This window comes from Shewanella bicestrii, assembly GCF_002216875.1.
GTDB lineage: Bacteria > Pseudomonadota > Gammaproteobacteria > Enterobacterales > Shewanellaceae > Shewanella > Shewanella seohaensis.
Window position 1 is genome coordinate 24663 of record NZ_CP022359.1, and the last position, 19755, is coordinate 44417.

Annotated in this window: 17 protein-coding genes and 4 pseudogenes; 18 read left to right on the forward strand and 3 right to left on the reverse strand. The window is 50.5% G+C overall.

Translation table 11 applies throughout. The features are described from left to right. Positions 1-2 precede the first annotated feature (2 nt). From CF168_RS21095 to CF168_RS21165, 14 genes and pseudogenes are all read left to right on the forward strand, one after another. Positions 3-911, forward strand: coding sequence for a hypothetical protein (locus tag CF168_RS21095; RefSeq protein ID WP_000739139.1), 909 nt, complete (start codon positions 3-5; stop codon positions 909-911). Positions 912-971: 60 nt separating this feature from the next. After that, entirely contained in the window at positions 972-1502 is a 531-nt protein-coding gene (gene ssb, locus CF168_RS21100) for a single-stranded DNA-binding protein (RefSeq protein ID WP_000987165.1), read from the forward strand. Positions 1503-1596: 94 nt separating this feature from the next. Beyond that, entirely contained in the window at positions 1597-2586 is a 990-nt protein-coding gene (gene bet / locus CF168_RS21105) for a phage recombination protein Bet (protein WP_001282585.1), read from the forward strand. A gap of 62 nt (positions 2587-2648) precedes the next feature. Further along, positions 2649-3659 carry a YqaJ viral recombinase family protein gene (locus CF168_RS21110; RefSeq protein WP_000706865.1) on the forward strand — a complete coding sequence of 337 codons (1011 nt, stop codon included), beginning with the start codon at positions 2649-2651 and terminating at the stop codon, positions 3657-3659. Between the two features lie 199 nt (positions 3660-3858). Then, on the forward strand, positions 3859-5136 hold the full coding sequence (locus tag CF168_RS21115) for a DUF3150 domain-containing protein (RefSeq protein WP_000170086.1): 1278 nt from the start codon (positions 3859-3861) through the stop codon (positions 5134-5136). An 84-nt stretch (positions 5137-5220) separates the two neighbouring features. After that, a complete protein-coding gene (locus CF168_RS21120; protein WP_000039318.1) occupies positions 5221-7017 on the forward strand; it encodes a VWA domain-containing protein in 1797 nt (598 codons plus the stop codon). Between the two features lie 61 nt (positions 7018-7078). Further along, positions 7079-7414, forward strand: a complete 336-nt coding sequence (locus CF168_RS21125; RefSeq protein WP_001071288.1) for a hypothetical protein — start codon at positions 7079-7081, stop codon at positions 7412-7414. A gap of 264 nt (positions 7415-7678) precedes the next feature. Continuing rightward, on the forward strand, positions 7679-8218 hold the full coding sequence (locus CF168_RS21130) for a hypothetical protein (protein WP_000018872.1): 540 nt from the start codon (positions 7679-7681) through the stop codon (positions 8216-8218). Positions 8219-8308: 90 nt separating this feature from the next. Beyond that, complete coding sequence (locus CF168_RS21135) at positions 8309-8809, forward strand: hypothetical protein (RefSeq protein ID WP_000793769.1); 501 nt, start codon at positions 8309-8311, stop codon at positions 8807-8809. A gap of 73 nt (positions 8810-8882) precedes the next feature. Next, positions 8883-9767, forward strand: coding sequence for a hypothetical protein (locus CF168_RS21140; protein ID WP_000477209.1), 885 nt, complete (start codon positions 8883-8885; stop codon positions 9765-9767). A gap of 65 nt (positions 9768-9832) precedes the next feature. Then, the gene (yfaE, locus tag CF168_RS21145; protein WP_001102700.1) at positions 9833-10057 is read left to right on the forward strand and encodes a class I ribonucleotide reductase maintenance protein YfaE; all 225 of its coding nucleotides are present in this window, start codon (positions 9833-9835) and stop codon (positions 10055-10057) included. Between the two features lie 61 nt (positions 10058-10118). Then, a complete protein-coding gene (locus CF168_RS21150) occupies positions 10119-10508 on the forward strand; it encodes a hypothetical protein (RefSeq protein WP_000026577.1) in 390 nt (129 codons plus the stop codon). Then, the gene (locus CF168_RS21155) at positions 10498-10950 is read left to right on the forward strand and encodes a hypothetical protein (protein ID WP_001176699.1); all 453 of its coding nucleotides are present in this window, start codon (positions 10498-10500) and stop codon (positions 10948-10950) included. Before CF168_RS21150 ends, CF168_RS21155 begins: the two co-directional genes overlap by 11 nt. A 571-nt stretch (positions 10951-11521) precedes the next feature. Next, positions 11522-12562, forward strand: a pseudogene (locus CF168_RS21165) (IS1380-like element ISEcp1 family transposase); the annotation flags it as partial. Between the two features lie 32 nt (positions 12563-12594). On the opposite strand, the gene CF168_RS21170 reads toward CF168_RS21165, so the two are convergent. After that, the gene (locus tag CF168_RS21170) at positions 12595-13800 is read right to left on the reverse strand and encodes an IS256-like element ISSod5 family transposase (protein WP_089066614.1); all 1206 of its coding nucleotides are present in this window, start codon (positions 13798-13800) and stop codon (positions 12595-12597) included. Positions 13801-13858: 58 nt separating this feature from the next. Between CF168_RS21170 and CF168_RS21175 the strand changes: the two are divergent. Both CF168_RS21175 and CF168_RS21180 read left to right on the forward strand, forming a co-directional pair. Then, positions 13859-14086 (forward strand): annotated as a pseudogene (locus CF168_RS21175) (transposase); the annotation flags it as partial. 255 nt (positions 14087-14341) lie between these two features. Then, positions 14342-15217 carry an extended-spectrum class A beta-lactamase CTX-M-15 gene (locus CF168_RS21180; RefSeq protein WP_000239590.1) on the forward strand — a complete coding sequence of 292 codons (876 nt, stop codon included), beginning with the start codon at positions 14342-14344 and terminating at the stop codon, positions 15215-15217. A gap of 46 nt (positions 15218-15263) precedes the next feature. On the opposite strand, the pseudogene CF168_RS21185 reads toward CF168_RS21180, so the two are convergent. After that, positions 15264-15608, reverse strand: a pseudogene (locus CF168_RS21185) (WbuC family cupin fold metalloprotein); the annotation flags it as partial. Between the two features lie 13 nt (positions 15609-15621). Between CF168_RS21185 and CF168_RS21190 the strand changes: the two are divergent. Beyond that, positions 15622-17850, forward strand: a pseudogene (locus tag CF168_RS21190) (Tn3-like element Tn3 family transposase); the annotation flags it as partial. 67 nt (positions 17851-17917) lie between these two features. Further along, entirely contained in the window at positions 17918-18622 is a 705-nt protein-coding gene (locus CF168_RS21195) for an IS6-like element IS26 family transposase (RefSeq protein ID WP_001067855.1), read from the forward strand. Here the strand turns inward: CF168_RS21195 and CF168_RS21200 are convergent. Further along, positions 18568-19724 (reverse strand): IS3 family transposase gene (locus CF168_RS21200; RefSeq protein WP_369700724.1). Its coding sequence is split into 2 segments (ribosomal slippage): positions 18568-19457 and positions 19457-19724, totalling 1158 coding nucleotides; the frame shifts between segments, so codons are not numbered across the junction. The genes CF168_RS21195 and CF168_RS21200 overlap by 55 nt on opposite strands. Positions 19725-19755: the final 31 nt, after the last annotated feature.

The window sequence follows — 19755 nt, forward strand, 5'->3', positions numbered from 1 at the left end:
GCATGAAGAAAAATGACTGTTTGTGCCGTCGTTACACTGCTAAAGAGTGGGGCAATGACGAAACCACAATAGAAGTCTTCATTGGCTACAAGTTGCTCCGGGAGCCCAGCTCCTCGGAGCCAGGCCAATTCACGATGGTCGAGCTACGCCGAACCGTCACTGATGGGAAAGCTGAAAATTGGTCTGAGACAAAGCTCGAAGGACCTTTTGAAGCTAACGGCCCAGACACGATCCCAATGTCCTACAAGGACAAAGAAAGCCAGTATGTGTCACAGTTTCTCAGCCAGGGGTACACCTTTCTGGATGAGGTGCTGGTAAACGCAGAGACACAGACGGTGCTGGAAGGGGGGAATGTTTCAGCCGGACAAACAGCCAGCTTGGGATCTCTCAACTGGCTGTTATCTCCGCCCTCTGAGTTACCTCCAGGTGACATAAACCTCTTCAAAGGTTTTGTTGCTGGGGTTTTTGCCAAAGGAGCCGGTTTAATCGGCTTTGAGGTTGCTCGGAGCGAAGGCTCAAATGACTTGCTACCCAGTGTGCTGATGCGTACTGACAGCGGTTATGAGCTTGGGGTTAGCACTGGACTAGGCGAAAACACTATCCATCCAGCTACGCTGGAAGGCGCTGGTGAACTCCGCCCGGAACATGGTCACAAACCCCTGCTGATGTTGGTTTACCTGCAACAGCGTTTCGCGGATGACTTTTCAAACGTAGAGAAGCCGCTGGTGGCATTCTGTGATGAACAGGGTGATACCTTCGACTACGAGCGTTTTGATTCACTAAAACCCCTCATTGAACGGTTTGGTTTCAGCTACGACGAAGTAAGAGCAGATGCAGAAAGGCTTGGCCTTGTATCTGAGCTGATTCGCCTGGCAGAGATCGACGCCGAACAAGAGGATCACTTTTTTTAACCCTTACGGGGGCTTGCTCCCCGAAAGGGGCGTTGGCCCTCTCCAAATAACTTGGAGGTCATGATGTCTAAAGGCGTCAACAAAGTAATTCTGGTCGGTAATCTCGGTTCTGACCCGGAAATTCGCTACATGCCAAGCGGAACTGCCGTTGCCAACTTCAACGTTGCAACAACGGATACGTGGCGCGATAAGCAGTCTGGCGAGCAAAGAGAGCATACTGAGTGGCACCGTATTGTGCTTAAAGGTCGTTTGGCAGAAGTCGCTGGTGAGTACCTGAAAAAGGGCTCCCAAGTCTATCTCGAAGGGAGCAACCGCACCCGGAAGTGGACTGACAGCCAACAAATCGAGCGCTACACCACCGAAGTACACTGCGTTGAAATGCAGATGCTTGGTGGTCGTGGAAATGCACCTCAGGACAACTCTCAACGTGCAGCGCCCCAAAAAGGGCAACGTACAGGAGCCGGTACGCAATCTGCTCCTGTGCAGCAATCAGCACCGCAAGGTGGTATGGGCGGAGGCTATGGTCCCGCTCCTGATGGCTGGGATGATGACATCCCGTTCATGCGGCTGCACCACTTGGCTGGCGGGTAACACCGCCAACTCTTACTAAACCCCACGGGGGCACTCATGCCCCGAGGGGGTCATGGTGTCCTCAAACCGTTCATTCGTGAATTGGAGAAACACCATGTCTGATAACAAATCTCTTGTAACCCGTATCGCAAGCCGGTTTGGCGTGGACACCCGAAAGTTCTATGAAACTTTGAAGGCGACCGCATTCAAGCAGCGAGATGGAAGTGCCCCGACCGATGAGCAGATGATGACGCTCCTGATCGTGGCTGAACAGTACGGTTTGAACCCTTTCACTCGGGAAATCTATGCGTTTCCTGACAAGCAAAATGGGATCATTCCGGTAGTAGGTGTTGATGGTTGGAGCCGCATCATCAACGAGCATCCCCAGTATGATGGCGTCGAGTTCGTGTATTCGGACAAGATGGTCAGAATGCAGGGGGCGAAAGTTGACTGCCCTGAGTGGATTGAATGCGTGATTTACCGTAAGGACAGATCTCGCCCTATCCGCATCAAGGAGTTCATTGATGAGGTGTACCGTGAACCGTTTCAGGGTCAAGGTCGCAATGGTGCTTACACTGTTGATGGCCCCTGGCAAACGCACACCAAGCGTCAACTCCGGCACAAGTCGCTGATCCAGTGTTCTCGTGTCGCATTTGGTTTCTCTGGTATTTATGACCAGGATGAAGCTGAACGCATCCGTGAAATGGAGCAGGCATCGGCCATTAACCCGGCTATTGCCAATCTCCCTTCACCATCTCAAGTTCAAAGCCAAGAGCCTTTGGCTATTGAGCACAAAGAGCTTGACCCGATCCTAACCAAACTCGCAAATCGCGCCATTGCTGAAAACGCATGGTCTGCGGCGCATGAGTATGTGAAGGGACGGTATGAAGGTTCGGAACTGCAATATGCGACTCAATTCCTTCGTGACAAGGAGATGGATCAAATGGAGCCTCCGAAACCTGACTACCAGGAAGCGCACGAGCAAGAGTCCGCCGCTGGTGGTTCTGCAAATGCTGAACCTGGTGCCGAAGAAATGCCGCCTTTGAGTGACGAGGACATGATCCCTGTTACAGAAGAGGAGGGCGCGGAAGGCAGTTACTACTAACCCCAACGGGGGGGACTCCCCCGCTGGGGGAGATCTCCCTCCTAACCATTGGAGAGAGGTCCATGAAAATAGTCAACCTATCGCAACGAGAGGAAGATTGGCTTGATTGGCGGCGTCAAGGTGTAACAGCCACTGACGCCGCTATCCTGCTCAATCGGTCTCCGTACAAAACACGATGGAGACTGTGGGCCGAGAAGACTGGGTATGCGCGTGAAGTCGATCTGAGTCTTAATCCGCTGGTTCGCCGGGGGATAGAAAACGAAGATGCTGCAAGACGCGCTTTCGAGGAGAAGTATGATGACATGCTGCTCCCCGCCTGTGTCGAATCGGTTCAATACCCGCTCATGAGGGCCTCCCTGGATGGCCTGAGAGATAACGGGGAGCCCGTCGAGCTGAAAAGCCCGAGTGCGACTGTCTGGGAAGATGTTTGTGCTGAGAAAGCAAACAGCAAGGCATACCAGCTTTATTACCCGCAGGTGCAACACCAGCTCCTGGTAACGGGGGCCAAGCAAGGCTGGTTAGTCTTCTACTTTGAAGGTCAGATTCAGGAGTTTCCAATACTCCGAGACGAAGCCATGATTCAAGAAATCTTGGCCGAGGCTAAAAAGTTCTGGCAACAGGTAGTAGACAAGAAGGAGCCCGACAAAGATCCAGAGAGAGACCTGTACATACCGCAAGGTGAAGAGGTCAACCGTTGGATTGCTGCTGCTGAGGAATACCGCCTCTATGATGCTGAGATTCAGGAGCTGAAACAGCGACTGTCTGAGCTTCAAGAAAGGCAAAAGCCTCATCTCGACACCATGAAGTCCCTCATGGGGGAATACTTCCATGCCGACTACTGCGGTGTGATGGTAACGAGATACAAAGCGGCTGGCCGGGTAGACTACAAAAAGCTGTTGGCTGATAAGGCGTCAGGCGTGAAGCCTGAGGATGTTGACCAGTACAGAGAGAAGTCATCAGAGCGGTGCCGTGTAACGGTTACTGGCTCTGTGAAGCCACGGTACATTGTTGATGAGGACGTGCTTGCTCCTCTTGATGATTTGCCGGAAGAAGTAGAGACGTTCTACTGGTGAGTGGGGGATTTTCCCCCGCTTTCCCTTGGGGATTCTGGGAGTCTCCAACGGAAAGCAAGATTTTGTTCTCTTCGGAGAGCGAAAAGTGCGATAGCTGGTCGCCAAAAACAAACAGCAAATTAACGTTAATTTACTAGCCCAACCGGGCGCATCCGCCCGGTTCGGGACGTGGTGCGCCCCCAACTTTTTGGAGTGCATCATGACTAAAGTGAACCATCTACAAAGCCTCTGTGTTATCCACGTAGACTTTGACATCTGGAGTGGACAAACCCGTTTGTCTGCATCTGATCTCAAGCTGGGCGAGGGTGGTGAAATTCCACCTGAGAAAGTAGCTCAACTGGGAAGTAAGAAGATCTGTGATCCGGCTAAGCTGAAAGGCTTTCATCGCCTGAAAACAGAAACTCGTCGCCTCCTGCTGAAATTCGGTATGCCGTTCATGAACGGATTTGCCGTACCCGTCAGCAAGACCGATGAAATCTGTAACAAGCTGAATGACATAAACTTTCAGTTTAACCAACTGAAACAGGATTTCATCAAAGGTTACAACAAAGCCGTGGATGAATGGTGTCAGGAGAACCCTGAGTATGAACGAGCTATCCGTGCCGGAGCCCTTCCAAAGGAAACGGTCGAGGAGCGGATTGGCTTTGAGTACCAGGTGTTCATGATCCAGCCTGTGAACGAAGATGAGGCCAACGCCAAACGCCTTAACCGCAAGGTTGAGCGCTTGGGTGACGATCTCATCTCCGAAGTGGTTCAGGAAGCGAATAAGTTCTATATGGAACGTTTGGCCGGTCGAGACCAATGTGCGGTCACTACTCGGCAGACACTCCGTAACATCCGCGACAAGGTGGATGGGCTTAGCTTCCTGAACAGCGCTTTTAACCCTCTGGTCAAGCTGCTCGACCAAACCCTCCGGGGATACGAGCAACATGCCGATGGCCGAAACATCGTTGCGCCTTTCTTTTATCAGGTCGTGGCCGCAGTGCTGATCATGAGCGAGAGGGACCGCATCGAGCAGTATGCCAATGGCTCGATTACTGTAGAGGGCATGGCTAATGACATTGGCGGTTCGGGAGCCCAGATGGGGGACCGTTCTAAAGATGAAAAGGCCGAACAGAAAAGCGATAAAGCCGGTGAGCTTATCCCTGCAACAGAGGGTGGCGAAACCAAGCAGCAACAGGTAGGTGGTACTGAATCTGTTCAATCAGAACAGACTAACAGCGGTGGTAACGCTGTTGACCTGGATGAAGACATCGACAACTTCTTCAAGAGTTTTGCAGAACGAGGCGAGGGTGAATCGGAAGATGAATCCAATGCCGGTGATGTGGTTCGAGAAGAGCGCGTTGATGTTGAGGATGAGCCGGTTTTGCCTGAGGAAACTCCGGTAGAGCAAGAGCCTGTCCAAGAGGAGCCGACAGAGGAGCCTCTCAACCAGGAGCTGCCTAAAACTGACGACGATGGCGACTATTTCTTCTAATAGTCACTTCAACTAAACCGACCCGGAGGGGATAGCCATTCCCTCCAGGGGTGGACTATCTCCTTCCCTACCAGGAGAAAAGATATGTCCAAAAAACGCACCATTTACAGCGCTCTACCAATCGTGGCCGCAGCCTATGGTGAAAAACTCGGTGTCAAAGTCGCCATCGGTAACGATGACGCATACACCGATGGTAAGACCATCGTGGTTCCGAATATCCCCGACGACTATCCTCACATGGATGCTGTCTGGGGGTATTTGGCCCATGAAGCAGCCCATGTCCGGTTTACGGACTTTGGTGTTGAGCGCCGCAGAGGTCTTCATGCTGAGTTGTCCAACGTTTTGGAGGACTGCCGCATAGAACGGGCCATGATGGAACTCTTCCCCGGTACGTCGCAGACCCTGAATGAGGTTGCTCGCTATATGGCTCAAGCTGGTCATTACGAGCACGTCACAGACAAAGAGGCCCCTGCCTCCATTCTGACAGGGTTTTGTTTGTACTGGTTGCAAACCAAGGCTGTAGGGCAATCCGTCCTTCAACCCTATCTCGATTCGGCTACCCCCGTATTCGAGCGCGTGTTCCCTCAGGGTGTTGTTGTTCGGCTGAACGCTTTACTGCGTAAGGCTGTGAACACTAAGTCAACCGCAGAGGTGACATCCTTGGCCGACCAAATCATCAAGATGATCGAGGAGGAAAAGGAGAAAGAAGAGCAAAAGCCCCTGAATGGTCAGGATGGTAACAACCAGCAGAATGCTGGTGGCAACCAACCTCAGAACAGTCAGGGCGGAAGTGGTAACGATCAAAACCAAGGGCCTGATGCCAATGGTGGTGATCAGCAAGGTAAAGACCAGAAGCAAGACGATGCTAACGGGAAATCTGATCCGAAAGGACAGGGCGACCAAGGCAAGTCGGATACTGATGGTGGCAGCAAGGCAGGACAAAGCCAGGCTGGTGGCAATTCTGACGCGGCGAAACAAGACGCGGCCAAAATGCTCCAGCAGGTTCTGAATGCCGGTGCCGGTGATTTGCGTGGTGACGCGCATGATGCACTTAAAGCCGAGCTCAACCGGGTGGCTCAAGATAAGGGGGACAGTAGCTATATGACTGTTCGCTCTGCTGTGAACACCCAGGACAACCCTGCTGTTGGCAAAAGCCTGGTAGGGGATGTGAAGAGCACCACTTCAAAGATAAGAACGCAGCTCTACGGATTGGTCCAGGCCAGCCAGCGAGTTGCTCACCGTAACCAACGATCAGGGAAGCGTGTGGATGCTCGGAAACTACATCGTGTAGTGACGGGTGATACCCGCGTATTCCTCAAGCCGGAAGCCAAGAAACGCCCTAATACGGCGGTTCACATCCTGGTTGATATGAGCTCCTCGATGGCCTACAAGGCCGCCAATGGAAAGGAGCGTCAAGACATTGCGCGGGAAGCGTCCTTGGCTATTTCGATGGCTCTGGAAGCAATACCCGGCGTAAACCCGGCAGTCACCTTTTTTGGTGGCAACCGGAACCAGCCAGTGTTCAGTGTCGTGAAGCATGGAGATACGGTTCAGAATCGGGCCGGTCGGTTTGGGTTCAAAGCAACTGGCGGTACGCCTATGGCGGAAGCTATGTGGTATGCAGCTTTTGAACTCACCAAGACCCGTGAAGAGCGAAAAATGTTGATCGTAGTGACTGACGGGCAGCCTCAAAGCGCCCCGGCATGTCGCTCAGTGATTGACCTCTGTGAACGAAGCGATGTTGAGGTGATCGGCATAGGGGTAGAGACTACCGCAGTGTCAGGACTGTTCCAAAAGAACATTGTCATTGATGATGCGGCAGCTCTGCAACGCACACTGTTTAAGTTGATGGAGCGGTCATTGACTGCTTTTGCAGCTTAACAGGAAGTGAAACGACAAACGGCTATCCCTTCGGGGGTGGCCGTTTTTATTTGGAGAGTCTATGAACCAATTCCATTCATCTTTGGATTTGTATCATCGGAACAAAGGTAGAAGGGCTACAGTGCCGGAGACGCCTTTTTTACTGCTTGCTAAGCGCATTCCTCCGATGTACTGGAGACTGTTCCAGGGTGTTACTTTGGATAGTCGTATGGGATACACAGGCAGGCGGCAGTTCCACAGTCTTGGGCAAGCAATCGACTGGGCAAAGTCATCAGTTGGCGATTCCTGGTCAAATAAGCGCTTTCACAAGCCGGTAGGCCTCGATGTATTGCTGGCCTGTACTGCGAGTAAGGTGCCTGAACATCTGGTCGAAGAACTGAAAAGACGGGGCAGTTGATGCGTCTTTGAGCTTTGCACCCGAAAAGGGCAGTTTGAGCGTTCCTGTTCACACAGCTCTCGTGGAACAATCAAAGTGAGGAGGGAATACCCTCCCACTTTCTCAGAGGCCTTCATTGAGGGTTGCTGAGAAAGTGAATTTTGTCCTCTCTGAGGGCGAAACGTGCGATAGCTGGTCGCCAAAAACAAACAGCATTCAACCTCAGCCTAAGGGCGCACTGCGCCTGACAGGCTCTGTGTGCCCAAGTTACTTTAAGGAGCACACATGTCTCATCTGAACAATCTCAAATCCGTAATGATCTCTCTCGCCGCCGAACATAAGCTGCCTGAAATCTACCAGGATGACATCACTACCGATGTGGAGTCTCTGGATCGATTCGATGGTTTACGTCTGGTCTGGCTGTTGCGGTCTTGCGGCAGCGTATTGGTGCCAGCGGAAGTTGGCGTTAATCCGATCTATATCACCCATTGGTTGTGGTCTAACCACGGTCAACAGGTGGTTCCATTCTCTGTGGATACCCGCACGGGGTTGATTGAAAAAATCGACTTCGAGCAAGCTGAAAAGCTGATCATGCAGATGCCTTGCAACCTCTCTTCATTGCAGAACAAGGAATACTTGGTTGACCAGGTAAACCGAGTGTTGCAACGAGGTTGTGAAATGCGTATCTGGGGTATCTTCGAGTCTCCAAGCTCGGTGGAATCCGTTGGTGGTTGGAAAGAGTGGCAGAGCTATTTCAGCTCTACTGGGAATCGACTGATGGCCGATTTCGTTGGTAAAGCCATTCGATTCACCAACCCTCGATAAATCGCCGTTCAACCATTAACCCTAATTAACCCTATGGGGCTCCGATAGCCCTGAGGGGACGGGGCTCCGCAATCGCAATAAGGAGTCCCTATGAAAAACCTATCAGCTTTGGAAGCAGTTCTTGACTACGACAAACCTTCTCGACGTTTTCTTGATGAGCTCAACGAAAACCAGATGAAGGATTTGTCCGGGGAAATCTTCGCCAAGCTCTACTGGAGCAAGCGTAATCCCCAGTGGTACGAGAAAGACACCAATCGGCTGTTTGCACGACTTCGTTGGGTTCAGCGCATCATCAAGAAGCGCTTGAAAACCGGCAAGGTTAAACCTGAACTGACAGAAAATGGTTCAGTGATGGAGCGCTTCAACTTCCCTTATGGTGACACTCTCGATTTCTTCCATCGGTACTTGCGACATCCCAAATGGGAGGTTGTGTATCAAGAATCGGGGTGCAGTGCCTTTTGGAAAAATGAAGCAACGCTTGAGCTATGCACCTACTGCGAAGGTGATGTGGTCATGATGAAGGCTCCTGATGAAGCAACCTTCTTTCGTGATTGCAATCGCCTTAGCTGGTGGTATGCAGATAACGCTTGATCTTAATCCCTAACCAGGGGCGAACCGGCCCCTGATGGGAGCATGGTGCGCCCCATCTATGATGGAGGACGCCATGTTCAAATCATCAGTATGCTCCTACGAAAACAGGGGGCCTTACGGAAACAACAAGTACCGAGGCAACTGCTCGGGCTTTATCGTTAAAGACTTCATTGAGTCTTACATGAGAAAGCCGAACGGGCTGGTGGCAGACCCAAGTGTTGGGGGTGGCTCTAGCATCGACGTTGCCAATGAACTTGGTGTCCGTTTCAAAGGGACAGACTTGCATCAGGGGTTCAACCTGTTGCGGGATGACTTCCTTTCGTTCCTCGGAGAGCCTGCACACCTGATCTGGTGGCACCCTCCTTACTGGGACATGATCCAGTATTCAGGTAAGCAGTGGGGCGAGCCCAACAAATGGGATATGAGCCGCATGAATTTGCCTGAGTTCGTTGAAGCCCTTGAGCTGGCCGTTATGAATATTCATGACGCCTGTGAGCGAGGAGGGCATTACGGAATCCTCATGGGAAACCTGAGGCGCGATGGGGATTATTTCAACCTGTCCAGCCTTGTGGAACGTATCGCACCTGGGAAGCTGGTGGATGAGATCATCAAAACACAGCACAACTGTGTGAGTGACCGAACTCAGTATTCCGGGAAGCTGGTGCGTATCGCCCATGAAAAGCTGTTGGTGTTTCGTCGTAACGACGTTGCCTCATCGCTCTGTCTTCTTGCTGCCGTACACCGTCGAGCAACCAATATGGTTTCGACTACGTGGAAAGCTGCAATACGCCGAACCCTACAGGGGAAAACGTTGAAGCTGGAGCAGATTTACAAAGAGATTGAACCCTACGCAAAGCATCGAGAGAACAACCACTGGCAAGCAAAGGTCAGGCAAGTTCTTCAAGATGCCAGGTTCTTTATTCGCATCGAGGTAGGTGTCTATGCACTTGCTGAGTAGCCCAACCGGGGCGTGACATCCCGGAGGGGATTGGTCGCGCTCATCAACAACAAAGGAGCGTGACCATGAACGTACAACTTCAAGCCAGCAACAATGTGCTGTTGGCGCAAATCGAAAGCAAAGGCCTCACTGTTGAAACGCATTGTCGCAGTGGCTTTTGTGGCATGTGCCGGGTTCGTCTACTCGAAGGTCAAGTGGCCTATGACGAGACGCCCATCGCATTTGTCAAAGAAGGGGAAGTGTTGGTTTGCTGCGCTAAAGCAAAAACCGATGTGACCTTGGAAATTTAACCCATCCGGAGGAGCCTTTCCTGCGGGTGGGGCTCCTCTATCCATTACGAGGAGAAACACTATGTCTATCAATACCAAAGTTGAACAAATCGCATACGGTCATGCTACCGCTCTAGTGCTCAGTGAACTGGGCCAACAAGAGAATTGGTGCAAGGCTTATGAGTATTTGTCTGAGTGTGTCGAACGGGGAGACGAGCCTGAGGATCTGGTCGTTTGGCAACCGTTTGAGCACTGGGAATGGAAAGACATTCTGGAGCAAATCGAGAGCGAAGCCGAGTCTCTGCTTTCGACTATTAAGTCCGTTTTAGGCTTGGCCCACAAAGGCATCATTCAGTCAGCAATTGACTGCTCTCTGGATTCGGACATGACCCAGCTTGACCTGATTGGAATGGTCGAGCTCGGAAGTGAAATCGAAGATGGGGAGTGTGCTGGAGGTGGCTATGCAGCTTAACCGATACACGGCCAGGGAGTCTGACAAAAGTCGGATACTTCGGACCATCGGCTGGTGCAAGCGCAATCACCTTACACTTGCCGGTCTTCCATACGAGGACAATCTTGCAGGAAGTGACGGGATCAGCATAGAGATCATCACTCCTCCTGGTATGTCGCGGGAAATGTTGGAGCAAGCCGTCAGAGAGGGGTATTCAGAGCGAGATGTCGTAAGGCATCGCATTCTGGAGTGCCCTGTCGGTTGGTTCATGGAAGCTGATGGCAAGGCATTTGATCATGAAGTGTTCCACGATTACGTGGTGGCTCATGGTTATGGCGAACCTTCCAGCGAAGCCTATGAGCTGGCGGAGCGGTGGTTCTGGCAGGGCAACGATTATGCGTTGATAGCTGCGGAAATAGTTGCTCGTGATCTTTGTGTTCGTGATGACGAAGATGAGGACTGATCCTATGGATGCTGTAGCGCATATAGCAGCAGATAACCTTGTACCGGCATGTGGAGGTGCAGAGAAGCCGTTTACCGTTAGTGGTAGACAGTGGCTTTACTGCTATCACCCAGCCAGTGGGAGGCACTGCTACTTAGACCTCGATAATGACCGTCCAGTCTGGCATCGAGGATTTCATCCTGCTTTTCATCCTGAGCTTGAGTTCGCTGATGAAGCTGAGTTGCTTCGACCAGTTGAGCGAAAGCCTGACCATGAAGAGCTGGAGGATTTTTACTTTTAACCCACGGGGCCGCTCTTCCTGATGGGAGACGGTCCTCCATTCTCAAAGGAGAAGACCATGAAAGATCACAGTCAAACGATTGTGTTCCCTGGGAACAATGTTGAACCTAGATTCTACGTCAGTACTTCAAAAAGCATAATCAAAGCCTTGATAAATATGCATTCCTTCGAAATTCAGCTTTCACCCATTGGGTGAAAGAAAAGTGCTCAAAAATATGTTAAATTATCAGCTTTTATGACTCGATATATGGTAAAATAATAGTAAGAAAAGTAGTAAAAAGGGGTTCTAATTATGATTAATAAAATTGATTTCAAAGCTAAGAATCTAACATCAAATGCAGGTCTTTTTCTGCTCCTTGAGAATGCAAAAAGCAATGGGATTTTTGATTTTATTGAAAATGACCTCGTATTTGATAATGACTCAACAAATAAAATCAAGATGAATCATATAAAGACCATGCTCTGCGGTCACTTCATTGGCATTGATAAGTTAGAACGTCTAAAGCTACTTCAAAATGATCCCCTCGTCAACGAGTTTGATATTTCCGTAAAAGAACCTGAAACAGTGTCACGGTTTCTAGGAAACTTCAACTTCAAGACAACCCAAATGTTTAGAGACATTAATTTTAAAGTCTTTAAAAAACTGCTCACTAAAAGTAAATTGACATCCATTACGATTGATATTGATAGTAGTGTAATTAACGTAGAAGGTCATCAAGAAGGTGCGTCAAAAGGATATAATCCTAAGAAACTGGGAAACCGATGCTACAATATCCAATTTGCATTTTGCGACGAATTAAAAGCATATGTTACCGGATTTGTAAGAAGTGGCAATACTTACACTGCAAACGGTGCTGCGGAAATGATCAAAGAAATTGTTGCTAACATCAAATCAGACGATTTAGAAATTTTATTTCGAATGGATAGTGGCTACTTTGATGAAAAAATTATCGAAACGATAGAATCTCTTGGATGCAAATATTTAATTAAAGCCAAAAGTTATTCTACACTCACCTCACAAGCAACGAATTCATCAATTGTATTCGTTAAAGGAGAAGAAGGTAGAGAAACTACAGAACTGTATACAAAATTAGTTAAATGGGAAAAAGACAGAAGATTTGTCGTATCTCGCGTACTGAAACCAGAAAAAGAAAGAGCACAATTATCACTTTTAGAAGGTTCCGAATACGACTACTTTTTCTTTGTAACAAATACTACCTTGCTTTCTGAAAAAGTAGTTATATACTATGAAAAGCGTGGTAATGCTGAAAACTATATCAAAGAAGCCAAATACGACATGGCGGTGGGTCATCTCTTGCTAAAGTCATTTTGGGAGGCTGTTCATAATTCTGTGTCAGGTTAATTTCACAGATCGATATGGTTTTCTAAGCGCCCCTCAAAATGGATTGAGAGCTGTGATAGCGTCAAATTCCAATTTTGGATGGGGTGAGTCCAGCGCTCAGAGGCCTTCAATATACCCGCGTAAAGCAGCTTGAGTAAACTGTTCTCGTTAGCAAAACCACCTTTGGTTTTAGTTAACTTTCTGAATTGGCGATGCACGGCTTCAACCGCATTGGTGGTGTAGATGGCGGTCCGAACGTAGTCAGGGTATTTGAAATAAACCGATAGCAGTGCCCACTTGTTGCGCCATGACTTAATCACTACAGGGTATTTATCACCCCATTTTGTCTCCAGTTCATCCAGTGCCATCTCGGCCGCATTCAAGGTGGCAGCCTTATAAACACACTTTAAATCGGCCATGAAGGCTTTTTGGTGCTTGGACGCGACATACTTCATTGAGTTGCGAATTTGATGGATGACGCACAGCTGTACTTCCGTCTGTGGATATATGGTTTCAATCGCTTCAGGAAAGCCTTTAAGGCCATCCACACAGGCGATGAGGATGTCTTTCACCCCACGGTTATACAGGTCGGTTAGTACGCTTAACCAATGGTGAGCCCCTTCATTATCAGACAGATATAAGCCTAATAGCTCTTTCTTGCCTTCGACGTTAAGGGCCAGAATGGTGTAAACCGCCTTGCTGATAAAGCGACCATTCTCTTTGATTTTATAGTGAATCGCATCGAGCCATATGACGGGGTAAAGCGGCTCTAGCTCGCGTTCCCGCCATGCCTGAAGCTCAGGTAGTAACTTGTCAGTAATGGCGTTCACCGTGCCGTTGGACACCGACATGCCGTACATGTCTTCGATATGTGCACGAATATCTTGATAGCTGGTGCCTAATGAAAATAAGCCAATGATTTTACGCTCCATTTCATCGGTAAGCTGGGTTTGGTGCTTTTTGACTAATTGAGGCTCGAAGGTGCCCGCTCTGTCTCTGGGCGTGTTCAACTCAAAGTTACCAATGGGGCTTTTAACTGTTTTAGTGGTTTTACCGTTTTTACGATTAGCGCCTTCAGTGCTCGCCAAATGGCCATCCAACTCTGCGGCTAAGGCCGCTTCAGTGAGTTGCTTAATCAAAGGGGTTAAGATGCCATCCTTGCCGGTGAGGTCTTTACCTTCACGCAGCGCTTGAATGGCAGCATTGATATCAAAAGTAGGTGTGGTCATAAATCATCTCTTTTTGGTATAGCTTAAAGAAATGACACAGAAATTTGAACACTACCCATTTTGGGCGAATGAAGCCGTGTTTCAAATGATGATGCTTTCATATAACCTATTTTTGTTGTTCAAGTTTGATTCCTTGGACTCTTCAGAATACAGACAGCAAATAAAGACCTTTCGTTTGAAGTATGTATTTCTTGCAGCAAAAATAATCAAAACCGCAAGATATGTAATCATGAAGTTGTCGGAAAACTATCCGTACAAGGGAGTGTATGAAAAATGTCTGGTATAATAAGAATATCATCAATAAAATTGAGTGTTGCTCTGTGGATAACTTGCAGAGTTTATTAAGTATCATTGCAGCAAAGATGAAATCAATGATTTATCAAAAATGATTGAAAGGTGGTTGTAAATAATGTTACAATGTGTGAGAAGCAGTCTAAATTCTTCGTGAAATAGTGATTTTTGAAGCTAATAAAAAACACACGTGGAATTTAGGGACTATTCATGTTGTTGTTATTTCGTATCTTCCAGAATAAGGAATCCCATGGTTAAAAAATCACTGCGCCAGTTCACGCTGATGGCGACGGCAACCGTCACGCTGTTGTTAGGAAGTGTGCCGCTGTATGCGCAAACGGCGGACGTACAGCAAAAACTTGCCGAATTAGAGCGGCAGTCGGGAGGCAGACTGGGTGTGGCATTGATTAACACAGCAGATAATTCGCAAATACTTTATCGTGCTGATGAGCGCTTTGCGATGTGCAGCACCAGTAAAGTGATGGCCGCGGCCGCGGTGCTGAAGAAAAGTGAAAGCGAACCGAATCTGTTAAATCAGCGAGTTGAGATCAAAAAATCTGACCTTGTTAACTATAATCCGATTGCGGAAAAGCACGTCAATGGGACGATGTCACTGGCTGAGCTTAGCGCGGCCGCGCTACAGTACAGCGATAACGTGGCGATGAATAAGCTGATTGCTCACGTTGGCGGCCCGGCTAGCGTCACCGCGTTCGCCCGACAGCTGGGAGACGAAACGTTCCGTCTCGACCGTACCGAGCCGACGTTAAACACCGCCATTCCGGGCGATCCGCGTGATACCACTTCACCTCGGGCAATGGCGCAAACTCTGCGGAATCTGACGCTGGGTAAAGCATTGGGCGACAGCCAACGGGCGCAGCTGGTGACATGGATGAAAGGCAATACCACCGGTGCAGCGAGCATTCAGGCTGGACTGCCTGCTTCCTGGGTTGTGGGGGATAAAACCGGCAGCGGTGGCTATGGCACCACCAACGATATCGCGGTGATCTGGCCAAAAGATCGTGCGCCGCTGATTCTGGTCACTTACTTCACCCAGCCTCAACCTAAGGCAGAAAGCCGTCGCGATGTATTAGCGTCGGCGGCTAAAATCGTCACCGACGGTTTGTAATAGCGGAAACGGAATGGGGAAACTCATTCCGTTTTTGTTTATCGCCTTAGACGGCAAAAGTGCTGTCGCCCACCTGCGCTTGCGCATACCAGGCCATAAGCTCCGTGGTTCCTGGTTCTCCTTCCGCTGGAGCCCAGTGCGCATAGTCATCGGCAGCCACGGGTTGATAGCCACCGTGTTTTACTTCAAAAATTATGCCACCGGTATCCAGCGACAGCACGGCATGCCAGGTTCCTGCGGCCATCTCCAGCACCGTACAGGTTTCCCCCAATATCGCCCGATGGGTGACGGTACCCCGATCGTCAAAATTCAGCACCACGAAACGACCCCTTAATGGCAACAGTAGCTCGAAGGTGTGAGGGTGTCGGTGCGGGCGCACGTAGGTCCCAGGTCATATTCCTTCCGGCGTCCGGCATTTTACCGCCAGACAGCTCGGGATTCGTGATATCACCGTTCTTGCAGAATACGGTCAGAGGGAAAATACCCGCCGTGAGCATGCAGCGCTGATACGTCAGCACTATCAGTATCGTGAATTTGCCTGGCCCTGGACATTTCGCCTTACCCGTCTTTTATATACCCGGAGCTGGATAAGCAACGAACGTCCTGGCCTGCTTTTCGATCTGGCGACAGGGTGGCTTATGCAACATCGTATTATTCTCCCCGGAGCCACTACGCTGACCCGGTTGATTTCAGAGGTAAGGGAAAAGGCGACGTTGCGCCTGTGGAACAAACTGGCACTGATACCGTCAGCCGAACAGCGTTCACAGCTGGAGATGCTGCTGGGGCCAACTGATTGCAGCCGCCTGTCTTTACTGGAATCACTGAAAAAGGGCCCTGTGACCATCAGTGGTCCGGCGTTTAATGAAGCAATTGAACGCTGGAAAACTCTGAACGATTTTGGCCTGCATGCTGAAAACCTGAGTACACTCCCGGCTGTGCGCCTGAAAAATCTCGCACGTTATGCTGGTATGACTTCGGTGTTCAATATTGCCAGGATGTCACCGCAGAAAAGGATGGCGGTTCTGGTTGCCTTTGTCCTTGCATGGGAAACGCTGGCGCTGGATGATGCATTGGACGTTCTGGACGCCATGCTGGCCGTTATCATCCGTGACGCCAGAAAGATTGGGCAGAAAAAACGGCTCCGCTCGCTGAAGGATCTGGATAAATCTGCATTGGCGCTCGCCAGCGCATGTTCGTACCTGCTGAAAGAAGAAACACCGGACGAATCGATTCGTGCTGAGGTGTTCAGCTACATCCCAAGGCAAAAGCTGGCTGAAATCATCACGCTTGTCCGTGAAATTGCCCGGCCCTCAGACGATAATTTTCATGAAGAAATGGTGGAGCAGTACGGGCGCGTTCGTCGTTTCCTGCCCCATCTGCTGAATACCGTTAAATTTTCATCCGCACCTGCCGGGGTTACCACTCTGAATGCCTGTGACTACCTCAGCCGGGAGTTCAGCTCACGGCGGCAGTTTTTTGACGACGCACCAACGGAAATTATCAGTCGGTCATGGAAACGGCTGGTGATTAACAAGGAAAAACATATCACCCGCAGGGGATACACGCTCTGCTTTCTCAGTAAACTGCAGGATAGTCTGAGGCGGAGGGATGTCTACGTTACCGGCAGTAACCGGTGGGGAGATCCTCGTGCAAGATTACTACAGGGTGCTGACTGGCAGGCAAACCGGATTAAGGTTTATCGTTCTTTGGGGCACCCGACAGACCCGCAGGAAGCAATAAAATCTCTGGGTCATCAGCTTGATAGTCGTTACAGACAGGTTGCTGCACGTCTTTGCGAAAATGAGGCTGTCGAACTCGATGTTTCTGGCCCGAAGCCCCGGTTGACAATTTCTCCCCTCGCCAGTCTTGATGAGCCGGACAGTCTGAAACGACTGAGCAAAATGATCAGTGATCTACTCCCTCCGGTGGATTTAACGGAGTTGCTGCTCGAAATTAACGCCCATACCGGATTTGCTGATGAGTTTTTCCATGCTAGTGAAGCCAGTGCCAGAGTTGATGATCTGCCCGTCAGCATCAGCGCCGTGCTGATGGCTGAAGCCTGCAATATCGGTCTGGAACCACTGATCAGATCAAATGTTCCTGCACTGACCCGACACCGGCTGAACTGGACAAAAGCGAACTATCTGCGGGCTGAAACTATCACCAGCGCTAATGCCAGACTGGTTGATTTTCAGGCAACGCTGCCACTGGCACAGATATGGGGTGGAGGAGAAGTGGCATCTGCAGATGGAATGCGCTTTGTTACGCCAGTCAGAACAATCAATGCCGGACCGAACCGCAAATACTTTGGTAATAACAGAGGGATCACCTGGTACAACTTTGTGTCCGATCAGTATTCCGGCTTTCATGGCATCGTTATACCGGGGACGCTGAGGGACTCTATCTTTGTGCTGGAAGGTCTTCTGGAACAGGAGACCGGGCTGAATCCAACCGAAATTATGACCGATACAGCAGGTGCCAGCGAACTTGTCTTTGGCCTTTTCTGGCTGCTGGGATACCAGTTTTCTCCACGCCTGGCTGATGCCGGTGCTTCGGTTTTCTGGCGAATGGACCATGATGCCGACTATGGCGTGCTGAATGATATTGCCAGAGGGCAATCAGATCCCCGAAAAATAGGGCACTGTTGCAAATAGTCGGTGGTGATAAACTTATCATCCCCTTTTGCTGATGGAGCTGCACATGAACCCATTCAAAGGCCGGCATTTTCAGCGTGACATCATTCTGTGGGCCGTACGCTGGTACTGCAAATACGGCATCAGTTACCGTGAGCTGCAGGAGATGCTGGCTGAACGCGGAGTGAATGTCGATCACTCCACGATTTACCGCTGGGTTCAGCGTTATGCGCCTGAAATGGAAAAACGGCTGCGCTGGTACTGGCGTAACCCTTCCGATCTTTGCCCGTGGCACATGGATGAAACCTACGTGAAGGTCAATGGCCGCTGGGCGTATCTGTACCGGGCCGTCGACAGCCGGGGCCGCACTGTCGATTTTTATCTCTCCTCCCGTCGTAACAGCAAAGCTGCATACCGGTTTCTGGGTAAAATCCTCAACAACGTGAAGAAGTGGCAGATCCCGCGATTCATCAACACGGATAAAGCGCCCGCCTATGGTCGCGCGCTTGCTCTGCTCAAACGCGAAGGCCGGTGCCCGTCTGACGTTGAACACCGACAGATTAAGTACCGGAACAACGTGATTGAATGCGATCATGGCAAACTGAAACGGATAATCGGCGCCACGCTGGGATTTAAATCCATGAAGACGGCTTACGCCACCATCAAAGGTATTGAGGTGATGCGTGCACTACGCAAAGGCCAGGCCTCAGCATTTTATTATGGTGATCCCCTGGGCGAAATGCGCCTGGTAAGCAGAGTTTTTGAAATGTAAGGCCTTTGAATAAGACAAAAGGCTGCCTCATCGCTAACTTTGCAACAGTGCCAATGTGGGCGTCTGGTGTTGTAGAAGTTCAGATATCGGGCGATGCCAGCGCGTGCCTCGGACACAGTCTTGTAGGCATGGAGGTAGACTTCCTCGTATTTGATCGAACGCCAGAGCCGCTCGACGAAGACATTGTCTCGCCACGCACCCTTGCCATCCATCGAGATGGCAATCTGTGACCTCTTCAGCACGGCGGTGAAGTCGATGGAGGTGAACTGCGATCCCTGGTCGGTATTGAAGATTTCCGGCCTGCCATGACGGGCAAGTGCCTCCTCCACCGCCTCGATGCAGAAGGCTGCTTCCATCGTGATCGACAACCGCCATGACAAGACCTTCCGGCTGAACCAGTCCACGACGGCGCACAGATAGACAAATCCCCGCGCCATGGGGATGTAGGTCAGGTCCATTGCCCACACCTGATTGGGCCGGGTGACTGCCAGCTTTCGTATGTGCCCTGGCGCTGGTTTCGAGGTGTTCGGGCGGCGGTAGATCGCCTTGATGCCCATCTTCTTCATCAGCGTGGCGACGTGTCGCCGCCCGGTCTCCAGACCTTCTCCTCTCAAGAGCCCTTGCAACATCCGACTTCCGGCAAAGGGGTAGTCGAGATGCAATTCGTCAATCCGGCGCATAAGGGCCAGATCGCCGTCAGACACCGGACGAGGCAGATAGTAGACGCTGCCACGGCTGAAGCCGAGAAGCTTCGCCTGGCGCACGACGGATAGCTTGTGCTCGCGGTCGATCATTTCTTTCCGCCCAGCAATCCCGCCTTGCCGAGCGCACCGGATAAAAAATCGTTCTCCAGTGTCAGTTCGCCGATTTTCGCGTGCAGCGTTTTGACATCGATGGTCGGACCCGACGGCTCCGCTTTCGTTTCATCGCCGAACACACCTGTCGCCCCCTCAAGGAGCTGGTCTTTCCATTGCTTGATCTGGTTGGCGTGCACATCGAACTGCTGGGACAACTCCACCAGCGTCTGCTCACCTCGGATGGCGGCAAGTGCCACCTTCGCCTTGAAAGCCGGGCTATGGTTCCGGCGCGGTCGTCTCGTCATGGTCTCTCCTGTTCCCGGCATCTAAGCCGAA

Coding starts and splice junctions, on each gene's coding strand:
- CF168_RS21095 (WP_000739139.1), top strand. CDS start 3: ATGAAGAAAAATGACTGTTTGTGCCGTCGTTACACTGCTAAAGAGTGG.
- ssb (WP_000987165.1), top strand. CDS start 972: ATGATGTCTAAAGGCGTCAACAAAGTAATTCTGGTCGGTAATCTCGGT.
- bet (WP_001282585.1), top strand. CDS start 1,597: ATGTCTGATAACAAATCTCTTGTAACCCGTATCGCAAGCCGGTTTGGC.
- CF168_RS21110 (WP_000706865.1), top strand. CDS start 2,649: ATGAAAATAGTCAACCTATCGCAACGAGAGGAAGATTGGCTTGATTGG.
- CF168_RS21115 (WP_000170086.1), top strand. CDS start 3,859: ATGACTAAAGTGAACCATCTACAAAGCCTCTGTGTTATCCACGTAGAC.
- CF168_RS21120 (WP_000039318.1), top strand. CDS start 5,221: ATGTCCAAAAAACGCACCATTTACAGCGCTCTACCAATCGTGGCCGCA.
- CF168_RS21125 (WP_001071288.1), top strand. CDS start 7,079: ATGAACCAATTCCATTCATCTTTGGATTTGTATCATCGGAACAAAGGT.
- CF168_RS21130 (WP_000018872.1), top strand. CDS start 7,679: ATGTCTCATCTGAACAATCTCAAATCCGTAATGATCTCTCTCGCCGCC.
- CF168_RS21135 (WP_000793769.1), top strand. CDS start 8,309: ATGAAAAACCTATCAGCTTTGGAAGCAGTTCTTGACTACGACAAACCT.
- CF168_RS21140 (WP_000477209.1), top strand. CDS start 8,883: ATGTTCAAATCATCAGTATGCTCCTACGAAAACAGGGGGCCTTACGGA.
- yfaE (WP_001102700.1), top strand. CDS start 9,833: ATGAACGTACAACTTCAAGCCAGCAACAATGTGCTGTTGGCGCAAATC.
- CF168_RS21150 (WP_000026577.1), top strand. CDS start 10,119: ATGTCTATCAATACCAAAGTTGAACAAATCGCATACGGTCATGCTACC.
- CF168_RS21155 (WP_001176699.1), top strand. CDS start 10,498: ATGCAGCTTAACCGATACACGGCCAGGGAGTCTGACAAAAGTCGGATA.
- CF168_RS21170 (WP_089066614.1), bottom strand. CDS start 13,800: ATGACCACACCTACTTTTGATATCAATGCTGCCATTCAAGCGCTGCGT.
- CF168_RS21180 (WP_000239590.1), top strand. CDS start 14,342: ATGGTTAAAAAATCACTGCGCCAGTTCACGCTGATGGCGACGGCAACC.
- CF168_RS21195 (WP_001067855.1), top strand. CDS start 17,918: ATGAACCCATTCAAAGGCCGGCATTTTCAGCGTGACATCATTCTGTGG.